General features: G+C 58.9%; 12 protein-coding genes, 1 pseudogene and 1 riboswitch. Of the genes and pseudogenes, 5 read left to right on the top strand and 8 right to left on the bottom strand.

The features are described from left to right. The first annotated feature begins 85 nt into the window (after nucleotides 1-85). The 5 genes and pseudogenes from H522_RS22470 (at nucleotide 86) to H522_RS0103900 (ending at nucleotide 5,199) form a co-directional block, all read left to right on the top strand. A complete protein-coding gene (locus tag H522_RS22470; RefSeq protein ID WP_081411850.1) occupies nucleotides 86-175 on the top strand; it encodes a zinc-ribbon domain-containing protein in 90 nt (29 codons plus the stop codon). Nucleotides 176-371: 196 nt separating this feature from the next. After that, the gene (locus tag H522_RS17445; RefSeq protein WP_081411851.1) at nucleotides 372-1,970 is read left to right on the top strand and encodes a spore germination protein; all 1,599 of its coding nucleotides are present in this window, start codon (nucleotides 372-374) and stop codon (nucleotides 1,968-1,970) included. Beyond that, nucleotides 1,967-3,169: a Ger(x)C family spore germination protein gene (locus H522_RS0103890; RefSeq protein ID WP_026961296.1), complete on the top strand. Its 1,203-nt coding sequence runs from the start codon at nucleotides 1,967-1,969 to the stop codon at nucleotides 3,167-3,169. Before H522_RS17445 ends, H522_RS0103890 begins: the two co-directional genes overlap by 4 nt. Nucleotides 3,170-3,219: 50 nt before the next feature. Then, nucleotides 3,220-4,255 (top strand): annotated as a pseudogene (locus H522_RS17450) (GerAB/ArcD/ProY family transporter). 74 nt (nucleotides 4,256-4,329) lie between these two features. Continuing rightward, on the top strand, nucleotides 4,330-5,199 hold the full coding sequence (locus tag H522_RS0103900; RefSeq protein WP_026961297.1) for an SDR family oxidoreductase: 870 nt from the start codon (nucleotides 4,330-4,332) through the stop codon (nucleotides 5,197-5,199). Between the two features lie 103 nt (nucleotides 5,200-5,302). On the opposite strand, the gene galE is transcribed toward H522_RS0103900, so the two are convergent. From galE to ribD, 8 genes are all read right to left on the bottom strand, one after another. Then, nucleotides 5,303-6,304, bottom strand: coding sequence for a UDP-glucose 4-epimerase GalE (galE, locus tag H522_RS0103905; RefSeq protein ID WP_026961298.1), 1,002 nt, complete (start codon nucleotides 6,302-6,304; stop codon nucleotides 5,303-5,305). Further along, nucleotides 6,289-7,506 (bottom strand): galactokinase, encoded by a 1,218-nt coding sequence (locus H522_RS0103910; protein WP_081411852.1) that lies wholly within the window; start codon nucleotides 7,504-7,506, stop codon nucleotides 6,289-6,291. Before H522_RS0103910 ends, galE begins: the two co-directional genes overlap by 16 nt. Next, entirely contained in the window at nucleotides 7,503-8,489 is a 987-nt protein-coding gene (gene galT, locus H522_RS0103915) for a galactose-1-phosphate uridylyltransferase (protein WP_245578008.1), read from the bottom strand. The genes H522_RS0103910 and galT overlap by 4 nt, the downstream gene beginning before the upstream one ends. A 229-nt stretch (nucleotides 8,490-8,718) precedes the next feature. Next, nucleotides 8,719-9,534 (bottom strand): methyl-accepting chemotaxis protein, encoded by an 816-nt coding sequence (locus H522_RS0103920; protein WP_026961301.1) that lies wholly within the window; start codon nucleotides 9,532-9,534, stop codon nucleotides 8,719-8,721. A 192-nt stretch (nucleotides 9,535-9,726) separates the two neighbouring features. Next, nucleotides 9,727-10,200 carry a 6,7-dimethyl-8-ribityllumazine synthase gene (ribH, locus tag H522_RS0103925; protein WP_026961302.1) on the bottom strand — a complete coding sequence of 158 codons (474 nt, stop codon included), beginning with the start codon at nucleotides 10,198-10,200 and terminating at the stop codon, nucleotides 9,727-9,729. Nucleotides 10,201-10,216: 16 nt separating this feature from the next. After that, nucleotides 10,217-11,407 (bottom strand): bifunctional 3,4-dihydroxy-2-butanone-4-phosphate synthase/GTP cyclohydrolase II, encoded by a 1,191-nt coding sequence (locus H522_RS0103930; RefSeq protein ID WP_026961303.1) that lies wholly within the window; start codon nucleotides 11,405-11,407, stop codon nucleotides 10,217-10,219. Nucleotides 11,408-11,486: 79 nt separating this feature from the next. Further along, nucleotides 11,487-12,179: a riboflavin synthase gene (locus H522_RS0103935; protein WP_026961304.1), complete on the bottom strand. Its 693-nt coding sequence runs from the start codon at nucleotides 12,177-12,179 to the stop codon at nucleotides 11,487-11,489. Beyond that, the gene (gene ribD / locus H522_RS0103940; protein WP_281173067.1) at nucleotides 12,160-13,335 is read right to left on the bottom strand and encodes a bifunctional diaminohydroxyphosphoribosylaminopyrimidine deaminase/5-amino-6-(5-phosphoribosylamino)uracil reductase RibD; all 1,176 of its coding nucleotides are present in this window, start codon (nucleotides 13,333-13,335) and stop codon (nucleotides 12,160-12,162) included. The genes H522_RS0103935 and ribD overlap by 20 nt, the downstream gene beginning before the upstream one ends. Before the next feature lie 218 nt (nucleotides 13,336-13,553). Continuing rightward, a riboswitch (FMN riboswitch) is annotated at nucleotides 13,554-13,734 on the bottom strand. Nucleotides 13,735-14,035: the final 301 nt, after the last annotated feature.

Raw genomic sequence — 14,035 nt, forward strand, 5'->3', positions numbered from 1 at the left:
TCCACCAATCTGGGCTGATTATGTCGGAAACCAAGTGGCCCCGCGTGGTAGAGCGTTGGCAAACTGCTTACTTGGGGGGATAGGCATGTTTTGTTCAAGGTGTGGGACAGCGAACGCAGAAGATGCAAAGTTTTGTGCATCGTGCGGATCGGCTTTGGGGGGATTCGCAGCCTAAACGGGTCACTCGAGCTGGAACACGGATGTAAACAAAGCGCAAACAAGCCCTGCATGACTTCATTGCCTCGACTTTCGTCGTCCGGCGCACTTCTTGCGTTTCCGCACTGCTGGAGCGACCGCGCTTCTTGAATGTATGAGTAAGAATCCGTCTTGGCAGAATATAGGAAGAACAACCTGTCGACAAGGTCGTGACCATGAAGCCAAAACGGATTCCCAAGCCGCTTAAACCACTCCATTCTCCTGCCCATCAGGAGTCGGATTTGCAGCCCGCATCCCAAATCTCAAACGAGCAACCGAAAAACGAGCAAGCTTTACGTCGCAGTTTATCCGAAAATGAGGACGCGTTGCGAAAGGTGTTTACCCATTGTTCCGATGTTGTCTTTCGCTCAGTGTCTATGGACCAAACTCGCCACGTGCTCATCGTTTATGTGGACGGATTGGTGGACACGCGCTTAGTGGACGACGCAGTGCTGCAGCCCTTATTGTTCGAACAGCCAGCCGGCGAAGCGCCTGCAAACTCGCTTAAGACGCTTGAGGATAAGCTATTGCCAGTGGCGCAACTAGAGACGATTTCATCGCTGGACGGGGTCATCGCCTGTATCCTGCGCGCACAGTTGGCCATTTTGGTGGACGGTGAGGACAAGGCACTGATGGCCGACCTGAAGCAGTGGGAAAAACGGTCCGTCTCGGAACCGAGTGCGGAAATTGTGGTTCGCGGTCCACGCGAAGGGTTTACAGAGACGCTACGTGTCAACACCGCCATGATTCGCCGCCGGATTCGTAGCCCCCAGCTCAAAATCGAAGCCCTGACGATTGGCCAGTTTACGCAGACGGATGTCGCCATCGTCTATCTTTCTGAAGTGGCATCCGAACGTGTCTTGGAGGAGGTTCGCCAGCGCATCCGCCGGATTCATATCGATGGGGTCTTGGAATCCGGCTATATCGAAGAGTTTATTGAAGATAGCCCTTGGTCCCCTTTCCCTCAAATTCAAAACACCGAACGCCCGGATGTGGTTGCCGCCAGCCTGTTGGAAGGCAAGGTCGCCATTTTCGTCGACAATACCCCGTTTGTCCTCGTTGTGCCGATGACCTTTTGGACGGGTTTACAGGCGGCCGAAGACTATTATGAGCGGTCACTATACACAACCGCAGTCCGCTTCGTTCGTTACGGGTTATTCATTATCTCCCTGCTGCTGCCATCCTTATATGTCGCAGCGACAACCTATCATCCACAGCTGATTCCGACCAACCTGCTCATCAGCATTATGGCGGCAAGAGAAGCGATTCCATTTCCAACGGCGGTCGAGGTATTGATTATGGAAGTCATGTTTGAGGCGTTGCGGGAAGCAGGTATACGGTTGCCACAGCCAATCGGATCGGCTGTGAGTATCGTGGGCGCGCTCGTGATTGGCGAAGCGGCGGTACAAGCCGGCATCGTGTCCGCACCGACGGTCATTGTGGTGGCGGCCACCGGCATTTCATCCTTTGCGATTCCGAGGTACAACCTCGGAATCGCTCATCGGTTACTACGCTTTCCATTGCTGCTTTTAGCGGCTACCTTAGGTTTGTACGGCGTCATGTTCGGAGTGGTGGCGATTATCATTCATCTGGTCAACCTTCGGTCTTTCGGGGTCCCTTATTTCTCTCCGGTTGCGCCGCAGCTTCCGGCCGACCTTAAAGATGTCCTGATTCGTGCCCCAAGGTGGGCCCTGCATGGCAGGCCCAAGTTCCTCTTTGGACACAACAGGCGGTGTCTAGACCTCCGACGGGCGGAGGGAGGACAGGAAGGATGAATCGATTCGTCTTCGTCACGCTCCTCTTGGGCTTATCCAGCGGATTTTTGACGGGCTGCTGGGACCGAGTGGAATTAAATGACCGAGCGATGGTTATGGCCTGGGGAATGGACGTTGTGAAAAACCAAGGATATACCGCCAGCGCCCAGATTGCCGTCCCTTCGAAATTAGGGATCTCAGCGCAAGGCGGCGGCGGCAAAGGTGACGGATTCCTGGTGGTGACAGCCACCGGAAAGAGTGTTACTGACGCAGCGCAAAACATGCAAGCCAAACTGTCGCGCCAAGTCCTCCTAAGCCACCGCCGTGTCCTTGTTGTAGGTGAACGATTAGCCCTTCAAGGGCTTGGCCCAATTTTAGACGAATACAGCCGCAACCCGGACGTCCGTCTTAGAACGGATATGTTTATCGTCAAGGGTGAGGAGGCGCAGAATCTGCTGAGGCAATCTTATCCTCTCGAAAACCTCCCTGCCCTCGCGGCGCTAAAGACACATCAACAGGTGGGTGGCATGGGGAATGCGGCGCTCCTAGATTTTCTCATGGCGGCGAACACACGCGGTAGAACCCCAACCCTGCCGGCCATTGCGTTCAACCCGGAGACGTCGACGCCCGCCCCCGAGTCCGAAAATGGTACGAAACTCGGCTTTGAAATGGTCGGCACGGCCCTGTTTGACCACCACCTTCGCTTGCTTGGGTATCTTGACATGGAGGACGCCAGAAACCTTCAGTGGGTGCGTGGAACCCTGCAAAAGCTCACGCTGACTGCCACCATTCCAGGCACTGGCGGTAAGGTCAGCCTCGATTGTACAAAGCTCACAAGTTCCATTCGCCCCACGATGCAGGGTCAAAACATTCGCATCGATGTAACCCTCAGAGCCTGGGGCATCGTTCGCGAGAACAGTACGCGCTTGGATCTTTCGCAAACAGCAATTCTGGCGCGCATTCAACGTGACTTGGCGCAGGCTGCCGCAAACAACGTGAGCCAGACGATACACAAGGTGCAGAGCCAATATCGGTGCGACGCATTTGGGTTTGGCGAAGCGGTTCATCGTGCGTACCCGTATCGATGGAAATCACTTCAATCCGATTGGGCACAGCGATTCCCAGATGTCCGTGTTCGTGTCCGTGCCACGGTGAAGGTGCAGCGAGTTGGCTTTACCGGTCGACCCCTGCAATTTGCAGAAAGTGAGAGTGCGTCGTGAAGGTTTCAGGAATACAGATTTTTTGGATGATGTTTACCATGGAAATCGGTATGACGATTCTCACGACCCTGACCGCCCCCGCTCAGGTGGCAAAACAGGATGCGTGGATGTCCTGTATCCTCGCATCACTAATTGGGCTCTTCGTCACGTTTCTGGCTGTGAAACTGAGCCTCCTCTACCCCAACCAGTCGATGATAGAGTATAGTCAGGCGATTCTCGGGCGATGGCTGGGGAAAATCGTCGTCTTGCCGTACTTTGTCATGTGGTTATCCGTGTTACCTATCATCTTGCGGCAATCGGCCGAGTTTGTGCACCTGGTGCTGTTCAACAGAACCCCGCTCGTTGTTCTCGTCGTCTTAATGCTCATACTCGTGGTCTATAACACATATCTCGGTGGAATTGAGTCCATCGCCCGCTGCAGTGAAATTTTTGGCCCGCTCGTCTTTGTGGCCGTCGCAGGCACACTTTTTCTCAGCCTGTTCCATGCGCACGTCATCAACCTGCTGCCGGTGTACGCTGACTCCGGTTCATTCGCCATTATCAAAGCGGCCGCCCAACCCGCGTCATTTCTCGGCGAGTCCATCATGCTGACGATGTTAACCTGGTTGACCCGGGAACCCCGATGGACGCTCGCACCCGCCCTCTGGGGCGTCGGATTGGCAGCCTTCCTGGTTACCAGCGCGATGGGGTTGACCTTGGCCACCTTTGGACCGGCCATTACCGCCAATTTTCCCTTTCCCTATTTCGGTCCGCTTCATCTCCGTTATGGCGTTCATACAGAATATCGACGCCTTCGTCGTGATGATTTGGACCTTGAGCATCTTCATCAAATTGTGTCTCTACCTGTTCATCTCCTGCTATGGCATCTCGCAGTGGTTGGGGCTAAAACATTGGCGCCGCCCAATCTGGGTGATTGTGCCCACGAGCCTCGTGGGGGCCATGTTCCCCCCGAATTTTGATGTCTCCTTGGTCGATTACCCGGAAAAAGTATGGATTCCTTATCTGGCGCCAACGACCATGCTGGCGATTCCGCTTTTATTGTGGTTCATTGGGGCAATCCGTAAGGCCAGTAAGGCCAAGTCGTGAATTGCAAAACATGGATGCCAGGGTGATTGGAAACGATATGAAGGAGAACCACAGGATATATGGGAGGCAGGACAATGGCTCAAACCACATCATTCCCAAAGGTGTTCCCGGCCCAGCATCAGGACCGGCAGCCGGGGCTTGAATCGATGATGAATCCCCTTCCGGTGGCGGAAGACCCTAACTACAAGGCGGCCGGAAAACTGACCGGGCGGGTGGCGTTAATAACCGGGGGCGACAGTGGTATTGGTCGCGCGGTCGCCATTGCGTTTGCCAAAGAAGGGGCGGACGTGGGCATTGTCTATTTGGATGAACAAGAGGACGCGCAGGCGACAAAGGCGCGCATCGAACAGCTTGGACGCCGCTGCGTCCTGGAGGCTGGCGACGTGGGGCAGGAATCGTTTTGCCAGAATGCGGTCAATCGCATCGTCAAGGCACTGGGTCGTTTGGATGTGTTGGTCAACAACGCGGCCGAACAACACCCCCAGGATGGCATTGAAAAGATTTCTGCGGAGCAGCTGGAGCGCACGTTTCGCACCAACATCTTCTCGTACTTTTATATGACGAAGGCCTCCCTGCCCTATCTAGGGGCGGGCAGCTCCATCATCAACACGACCTCGGTGACCGCTTATGAAGGCAACGCGGGGTTGATAGATTACTCATCCACCAAGGGTGCCATTGTCACCTTCACTCGGTCTTTGTCCCTATCCCTTGCGGGACGCGGCATCCGTGTCAACGGCGTGGCCCCCGGCCCCATCTGGACGCCGCTCATCCCGTCTACCAGCCCGACGGAGCAGGTTCCGCATTTTGGCAGCAACACCCCCATGCAGCGGGCCGGGCAGCCGTGTGAGCTGGCGCCGGCATACGTCTACCTGGCCTCTAACGACTCGTCCTACGTCTCTGGTCAGGTCCTGCACGTAAACGGGGGCACCGTGGTCAATGGATGACACACAGCTCGTTTATCTGCCTGGACTCAACGGTGTAAGGCCGAGTCTGCCACCGTCGCCGCACAGCTGAGGCGGAGTACTGACGCTCCCACTTCACCGCCTTTCACCGCTCGTATCCAGCCGGGTGCGCACTGTGCCAGCGCCAAGCCGAAGCGACAATCTCGCGCAGGTCCGTATACTCAGGACGCCAGCCCAGGACCTGCCGCGCCTTGTCCGAGGAAGCAACAAGGACAGCCGGATCGCCCCCGCGGCGCGGTCCCACCACCGCTGGGATGGGGTGGCCGGTCACCTCTCGGGCCACGTCAATCACCTGTTTCACCGAAAAACCAGCGCCGTTCCCGAGGTTGAACGCCTCAGTCACCGCCTGCCCCGCCTCGGCCAACAGGCGCAGGCGCGACACCGCCAGACGGTGGGCGGACGCCAGATCCATCACGTGAATGTAGTCGCGGATGCAGGTTCCGTCTGCCGTCGGGTAGTCGTCCCCGAAAATCGACACCTCGGCACGCTGCCCGAGGGCGACCTGCAGGATGATGGGAATCAGGTGCGTTTCCGGGTTATGATGCTCCCCAATCGGCAGCGTCGGGTGCGCGCCCGCGGCATTGAAGTAGCGCAGGCTGATGGAGGACAACCCATACGCCTGCCGGCACCAGTGAAACATCCGCTCAATGGCCAGCTTCGTCTCGCCGTACGGATTGGTCGGGACGGTGGCGTCGTCCTCGTGAATCGGGGTGCGCTCCGGCTCCCCGTAGACCGCCGCCGTCGAAGAGAAGACAATCCGCTTGACATCCGCGTCCAGCATCGCGCGCAGCAGCTGACCGGTAGCCGCGACGTTGTTCTCGTAATACTTCAGCGGGTTCTGCACACTCTCGCCGACCAGTGAATTAGCGGCAAAGTGGACGACGGTGTCCACCTCGTGCTCGCGCAGGATTTTGACGATTTGGTCGTAATCGCGAATATCGGTTTCATACAGGGGGGCATCCAGCACCGATGCGGCGTGGCCGGTGCCCAGGTTGTCCACCACGACAACCTGTTCGCCATGCGCCAACAGTTCCGCCACCGTGTGGCTGCCGATGTATCCAGCGCCTCCCGTTACCAAGATGGACATTCTGCCTTGACCTCCTCGGTGACCTCGCGCGCCCCTGGGCCGATGTCGGTGACATAGAACGAAGGGGCAATCCCGGTCGCTTGTTGGTAATGTGCCTGAACGTGTGCTTGGAACGCGGATACCTGGTCTTCTTGTACCAGACTGACGGTGCAGCCGCCAAAGCCGGCCCCCGTCATGCGTGAACCCAGGCAACCGGGCGCCGACCAGGCGGCTTCCGCCAGCGCGTCGAGGGCAAACCCGGTGACCTCATAATCGTCGCGTAGGGACTGGTGGGACTCGTTGAGGAGTCGACCAAACTCCTGCAACTTACCCGCGCGCAGAGCCGCGATGGCGGCGTTGACACGACCGTTTTCGGTCACCACGTGGCGCGCGCGGCGCTTAAGTGTCGCATCCGGGATGAGCGGTGCAAATTCCTGCCAACGTTCGGCTGGAATGTCCGCCAGGTGCCGAATCTCCGGGTGCACCGCCTGCACCTGCGCCAGCGCCTGTTCACATTCGGATCGACGCTCATTGTATTTGGAGTCCGCCAGGCCGCGGCGCTGATTCGTGTTGGTGATGACCAACCTGCAGCCGCTCATACGGGCCGGGACCAACTCGAAGTCTAGGGTGGCACAGTTGAGGGCAATCGCGGCGTCCGCCGCCCCGGCCGCCACCGCGAACTGATCCATGATGCCGCAATTGACACCGACAAACTGGTTTTCCGCCCGCTGTGTCAACTGGGCAATTTCGACCGCGGAGAGGTCCGCCTGCAGGATGCGCGAGACGGCCACTGCGGTCGCCACCTCGACCGAGGCGGAGCTGGACAGACCGGCCCCGTACGGCAGGTTGCCATGGAAGTAGAAGTCCCCGCCCGAAAGAGCCAGCCCACGCTCGGCCAAGACCCACAACACGCCCTTCGGGTAGTTGGCAAAGTCATCCTCCGGGCGGTAGGTAAACGCCTGTGGCGGACCGTGGACCTCCACGGTCTTCGCAAAGGAGCTGGACGCAAAGCGAAACACACCGTCGGTACGCGGGCGGACAAAAAGCCAGGTGCCCAAGGTCAGGGCTGCGGGAAAGACCCGCCCGCCGTTGTAATCGATGTGTTCCCCAATCAGATTCACGCGGCCAGGAGCAAAAAACACGCGCACCGAATCGTTCGTCGCCTCTCCAGCGACCGGAGAGAACCGCAAAAACGCAGCATAAGCTTGGCGCACATCCGTCATCCTCGACGCCCCTTTCTCGCCTGTGCGATGGCCGCCCGAAGTCTTGGCGCCGTCTCCTCGACCGCCGTCGGATTGCAGGGCGCCCAGGCACCGGTTTCCGAGGAGGCGAGGTACTTGATTTTATCGCGATCACGTAAGGGCGGATAAAACTCGATGTGAAAGTGGTAGTACACCCCCGTCTCCAGGGCATGGACCGGCCGCTGGTGCAGGACCATCATGTATGGAAACTCGCGGTCGAACAGGGCGTCCATGCCGGCGGTCACCGATTTGAGGATGTCCGCCAAATCATCCCGCTCCGTATCGTCGAAGTCGGTGATGGCGGACTTATGCCGGCGACTGGCGATAAAGACGCCGTACGGATAATCCGTAAAGAACGGAATATAGGCGACAAACGAATCGTTTTCGGCGACAATGCGGCGCTCAATGCGCAGCTCCTCGTTCGTGATGTCGCAAATCAGGCAATGACCGGTGGCGCCATGATGGTTGCGGCACGACTCCAACTCCACGCGAATCTTTTGCGGCACGTAGGGATAGGCGTAGATCTGGCCGTGTGGGTGCGGCATCGTCACCCCGACTTCCGGACCGCGATTTTCAAAAATGAGAACGTATTGGTGGCGCGGGTCAGACCCTAAGGCCGAATACCGGTCTGCCCACAGGTCGACCAGTTTACGAATGTGCGCTACGGGCAGTTGCGGCAACGTGGTCGTGTGCTCCGGCGAATACAACACCACCTCGCACTTGCCATACGCCTCGGCCACCCGATACAACGGAGTCGCCACGTCGTCCGGCTGCGGCGGATTCGGTGAGAGAGCCGGAAAATCGTTGTCATAGATGAGGACATCATACGTATCCGGAACCTTGCCCGACCCCGGACAAAACGGGCAATAATCCTTGGGCATATTCGGCCGCTTTTGGCGGTTGGACGCAACCATCGTCCAATCCCCCAGCAGCGGGTTATAGCGGAGTTCAGCCAATTCTTTCACCTCGGTGACTTCTCAGACCTTGCTTCGCAAACCGTCCTTGGTCGAAAGCCGACGCGGTTATTGTTCGTTCAATTCTGCCATATGGTCTCGAGTTCCTATGGGGCAAAAGTGTTTTGTTATCCCTTTGTCGCCCCTTAGGCGGCGTGAGTCGAACGTGTCCTGTACCAGTATAACAAATCCGCCCCCGGGGAGACGACTCCCGAGAGCGGTTCTCCAATCAAAAAACGCGTCAGTTGGCCGCACTGGCCAATTTCTCGGCCGTGGTGGCAATGTGCGCAAAGGCCGAATTCAATTCCTCAATGTTAGCCGCATGCTCCTGGGTCACGCTGCTCATGGACTGAGTTGCCTGGCTCATGCGACTCACCGCCTCGACGATGGCTTCCAGCTGCTGCTGGATATCCTGCACCGCGTTTTTGCTCTTTTCGGCCATCTTGCGAATCTCGCCCGCAACAACAGAAAACCCACGTCCCGCCTCACCGGCGCGCGCCGCCTCAATGGCTGCGTTGAGCCCAAGCATATGCGATTGGGTCGCCACCCCTTTGACAAAGTCGAGCACGGAGTAAATCTTCGTGATGTTTTCGGAAACTGTATGGGACTCTCCTGCCAGGCCCTGTATAGTCTCTGCCATCTGTGCTGACGCCTGGGCAATTTCGTCGGCGCTGGCCGACATTTCTTCAACCAACGCAGACAACTCGTTTGCCCCGTCCCGGAGCGTCCCTAACCGCTCCTGAGTCAGGAGTGTGGTCACGCAACCGACCACCTCGCCGTCCTCAAAGAGTGGGACAGCAATAGCCATGTACGGGAACCCCAACACGGACGCATCGCGCTCCTCGCGCAAGACTTTGCCTGACTGCATCGCACCCCACGTGACAGTACCCTGCATCTCCGTCAAGGGCGTTCCAATCGCAAACGCCGGTTTTACCTTTTCACCGGAAATCTGAGCAATGACCTTCTCCGTGTCCAATACGACGATGCTGGCGTCTTCAGAATGCGACTGCTGAATCACATCAAGACACGCAACAATCGCGTCCAGTTTTTTTGACATCCGTTGCCCTCCCGAGGCCAAATCTACCAACTATATGTAGTTTAATCCGAGAAGGGAAGGATAGCAATCCGATTTCGACAAAGTTCGATCCCGCCCGCCGAACATGGACAGGCGGTGTCCGTTTCCGCCCCGCTCGCTTTCGGTCTCCGTTTGCTCCTCAGGCCGTTCCCTACCGCTGTCTTCCGTCTTGACCTAGTCCCTCAGGCTACGGGTTAAATTGGCCATCTCGATGGCCGACATGGCCGCGTCCCAGCCTTTGTTGCCCGCCTTCGTGCCGGCTCGCTCAATCGCCTGTTCAATCGTATCCGTGGTGAGCACCCCGAAGATCACCGGGCAATTGGACTGCAGTGACACCTGGGCCACCCCTTTGGCCACTTCGCCCGCCACATAGTCAAAGTGCGGAGTGGCGCCGCGAATCACCGCGCCCAGGGCGACGACCGCGTCATACCGCCCTGACTGCGCCAGCTGCTTGGCGATAAACGGAATTTCAAACGCGCCGGGCACCCAGGCCACGTCAATGTTCGATTCGTCGACGCCGTGGCGTTTCCAGGCGTCGATGGCTCCTCCCAGCAAGCGCTGCGTGATGAATTCGTTAAAGCGGCTAATAACTACTGCAAACTTCAGGCCTTGTCCGGTCAGGTGTCCTTCAAAGGTACGAACGTTCATGCTGTCTCCTCCTGCCTTATAGGTGCAACAGGTGCCCCAATTTTTCGCGCTTCGTGTACAAATAGCGCTCATTGTACGGATTGCGATCGACTTCGAGCGGGACCCGCTCCACCACCGTCAATCCGTGTCCCTCAATGCCGCGGATTTTCCGTGGGTTATTCGTCAACAGGCGCATCTTGCGTACGCCCAGGTCGTATAAAATCTGCGCTCCGATGCCATAGTCCCGTAGGTCGTCGGGAAAGCCCAGGCGGTGGTTGGCCTCTACCGTGTCCGCCCCCTGGTCTTGCAGGGCGTAGGCGCGGATTTTGTTCAACAGGCCGATTCCCCGGCCTTCTTGACGCAGGTATAACAAGACGCCCTTACCAGCCTCGGCAATCTGCTGCATCGCCGCGTGCAGCTGGGGACCGCAATCACACCGCAGCGATCCAAACGCGTCCCCCGTCAGGCACTCCGAATGGACACGCACCAACGTCGGTTCGCCGTCCATCTCGCCCATGACCAAGGCGATGTGTTCCTTATCATCCAACTGATTCGTATAGACGATGGCCTGAAACTCGCCATAGGTGGTCGGCAGCTTGGCGCTGGCGCGGCGCTCCACCAACCTTTCCGAACGCTTGCGGTAAGCGATTAAATCCGCGATGGAGATAATCTTCAGGCCGTGGTGAGCAGCCAGCTCCTCGAGTTGCGGCAGGCGCGCCATCGTCCCGTCCTTGTTGAGGATTTCGCAGATGACTCCCACCGGGGCCGCGCCGGCGAGACGGGCGAGATCGACCGCAGCCTCGGTGTGACCCGCCCGACGTAGAACCCCACCTTCTTTAGCAATCAGTGGGAAAATGTGACCCGGCTTGCGAAAATCCTCTGGCCGAGCGTCCTCGCGCACGAGAGCCGCCACCGTCTGCGCGCGTTCAAAGGCAGAGATACCGGTGTGCGTGTGCGCCTCATCGACCGAGACCGTGAACGCCGTCCCGTAGGCATCCGTGTTCTGTTCGACCATCGCGCGAAAGCCTAGGCGCAAGGCCCGGTCTTGCGTGATTGGCACGCAGACGAGCCCCCGGCCGTGCGTAATCATGAAGTTGATGATCTCGGGAGTCGCCTTTACACCCAGGGCAACGAAATCACCCTCGTTTTCCCGGTCTTCATCGTCGACCACAATCACCACGCGACCTTCCCGCAGATCCGCAATGGCCTCTTCAATCCGGTTGAGCATCCGGCTCGCCTTCCTTCTCTATCCTTCCTCTGAGTCCGTTCGCAAGCACCTGTCGATAAGTAACACCCACACCCGTGATTTAGGCATATCCATGCTGACGCAAGAAATCCAAGCTTAGCCCCGGATCTCCAGCGACTCCCGGTGGCCCCGCCGTTTCCTCCGCGGAGGCTGGAGACCGCTGGAGATGAGGTAAAGCCAGCTTTTCCAGGTACTTGGCTAACACATCCACTTCGAGATTGACCACCTGGCCCAGCTTGGCGTCCAGCAGCGTCGTGTGCGCCCCGGTATGTGGAATGATGGACACCCGGAATCCGGCATCGTCCACATCCATCACCGTCAAGCTGACACCGTCCACGCAGATAGACCCTTTTTCCACCACGTAGCGCAATACGGAGGGAGGAGCGGAGATGGTGAGCACCGTGGCCACCCCTTCCTGCGTACGGGCCGTCAATGTGCCCACGGCATCGACATGGCCCGCGACAATATGGCCACCGAGCCGGTCGCCCAGGCGAAGCGCCCGTTCCACGTTGACGCGGCTGCCCGGTCGCAGCCGACCGAGGTTGGAGCGGCGCAGCGTTTCTTTGACCGCATCGGCGGTAAACGTGTGTTCGTCAAACGCCACCACCGTCAGGCAGACCCCATTGACCGCGATGCTGTCGCCCAAGCGGACCCCTTCCAACACCCGTTTTGCCGCGAGTCGAATCCGTACACTCTCCGCTCGCGGTTCCAGGGCGACGACCCGCGCCACCTCTTCAACCAATCCGGTGAACATGCTCCCCCTCCTCCTGTTGTTCTGGATAGACGATGCGCCCCTCGACCCGAACATCGGGCCCGACTTGGCTCACCTGGACATCCGTCAGGGTCAGTGCCTCATCCATCCGCGCCGGAGAGAGGCCGGCTAGGGCCGGCAGCCCGCCGCCCAAGAGCTTCGGTGCCAGGTAGTAGACCACTTTATCCAGCAGCCGCTCTCTCGCCAAGGCGGACACCAGCTGTGCGCCGCCCTCGACCAGGACACTGTTACAGCCGCGGCGGGCGAGATCCACAAGAGCCTCCCGCAACGGTACGCGCCCATCCGCCTGGCTCGACAGGACCACCACATCCAGCGGGCTGGCCGCCGCCTCCTGCAGCACCTTTACCCGCTCCTGGGGCGCTCGCTCCGTGGTATAGACAACGGTGCGACCGGATTCGTGAAGCAGCCGGGCAGACGGAGGCAAGCGCAGCATCGAATCGAACACCACCCGCAGCGGCTGTCTGATGGCCCCGTCTGGAGCAATCCGCACGGTCAATTGCGGATCGTCCGCGAGTGCGGTGCCCACCCCCACCGCGATGGCGGGATGCAGGCGGCGCAGCCACTGGACCTGCTGCCGCGCCTCTCTACTGGTCACATAGCGGCTGTGGCCGGTCGTGGCGGCAATGTAGCCGTCGAGGGTGGCGGCGGTCTTCCAAACCACCAGGGGCCGACCGTGGGTCATGGTGTGGAAGAACGCCTCGTGCAGCCGCTTCGCCGCCGCCGCTTCCACCCCGACCACCACCTCGATGCCGGCTTCGCGCAGGCGGGCGATGCCCCGCCCTGCCACCTGCGGATTCACATCGGGACACGCGATGACCACCCGGCGGACACCGGCGGCAATCAGCGCATCTGCACACGGGGGAGTGCGGCCATGGTGGCTGCATGGCTCCAACGTCACATAAACGGTCGATCCGTTCGCCGCCTCGCCTGCCATTCGCAGTGCGTGCACTTCTGCGTGCGGCCCGCCCGCCTTCAGGTGGGCCCCCTGACCGACCACCTCGCCGTCGCGGACGATGACCGCACCGACCGACGGGTTTGGGCTCGACTGCGCCAGGCCGAGTTCCCCCAAGGAAATAGCCAGGCGCATAAAGTGCGCGTCCCAATCCGGTTCGAACTCGCCGATTGTCCCCGTTGCCACAATGACTCCTCCCCGCGACCACTGCCTTCTGGGGCCAAACGAAGGAAAGCCCCCTGGCATCCTTCCAGGGGGCGGATCGATAGATTGATGGACCGGTTGTCGGCATCTTTTCCGAGGCGCTGGTGCGCGCATGCCCCGCGGGTCAAAGAACCCGTGGGGCGTTTTGGCCAAGCCAGGACGATGCCCTGCGTTCAAGCCTCGGATACAATGCATCCACCGGCATCCTTCTTTCATCCGGACTATACCGTCGGTACTGGACTTTCACCAGTTCGTGCGCTACCGGCCTTGGCAGCCATCAGCTGCAGAACCGTCGCGCTCGTGGACTTCGCGTACGCGTCACCACCGATCGGGAATTGGCGCGGCCCAAGGCCATCGCCTCACCCTGCCCCGAAGGATTACCGTATATCCAGTTGTCGCAAACCCATCATACCTTTAACAGAGCTGCGGAGCAAATCCACACATGAACAGTACCATGTGGATACTCCGGTTGAGGATCATCATAGAACAAGCGTCCAGAAATCGCAACCAAAGCCGCAATTTGGTGCGTAATTTTTCGATTCCGTTCGCGCGTCCCCGCGCGTTTCGAAAAAAACCGTAAAGCGCGTCATTGAATCCGTTTTCATGCGCTGTTTTCCGGTTTGCAGATAGGTCATCACATCTAGTAGAGTCGTTGCGACAAGCCGTACTTAATGACTATGAA

The organism is Alicyclobacillus herbarius DSM 13609 (assembly GCF_000430585.1).
GTDB lineage: Bacteria > Bacillota > Bacilli > Alicyclobacillales > Alicyclobacillaceae > Alicyclobacillus_G > Alicyclobacillus_G herbarius.

Coding starts and splice junctions, on each gene's coding strand:
- H522_RS22470 (WP_081411850.1), top strand. CDS start 86: ATGTTTTGTTCAAGGTGTGGGACAGCGAACGCAGAAGATGCAAAGTTT.
- H522_RS17445 (WP_081411851.1), top strand. CDS start 372: ATGAAGCCAAAACGGATTCCCAAGCCGCTTAAACCACTCCATTCTCCT.
- H522_RS0103890 (WP_026961296.1), top strand. CDS start 1,967: ATGAATCGATTCGTCTTCGTCACGCTCCTCTTGGGCTTATCCAGCGGA.
- H522_RS0103900 (WP_026961297.1), top strand. CDS start 4,330: ATGGCTCAAACCACATCATTCCCAAAGGTGTTCCCGGCCCAGCATCAG.
- galE (WP_026961298.1), bottom strand. CDS start 6,304: ATGTCCATCTTGGTAACGGGAGGCGCTGGATACATCGGCAGCCACACG.
- H522_RS0103910 (WP_081411852.1), bottom strand. CDS start 7,506: ATGACGGATGTGCGCCAAGCTTATGCTGCGTTTTTGCGGTTCTCTCCG.
- H522_RS0103920 (WP_026961301.1), bottom strand. CDS start 9,534: ATGTCAAAAAAACTGGACGCGATTGTTGCGTGTCTTGATGTGATTCAG.
- ribH (WP_026961302.1), bottom strand. CDS start 10,200: ATGAACGTTCGTACCTTTGAAGGACACCTGACCGGACAAGGCCTGAAG.
- H522_RS0103930 (WP_026961303.1), bottom strand. CDS start 11,407: ATGCTCAACCGGATTGAAGAGGCCATTGCGGATCTGCGGGAAGGTCGC.
- H522_RS0103935 (WP_026961304.1), bottom strand. CDS start 12,179: ATGTTCACCGGATTGGTTGAAGAGGTGGCGCGGGTCGTCGCCCTGGAA.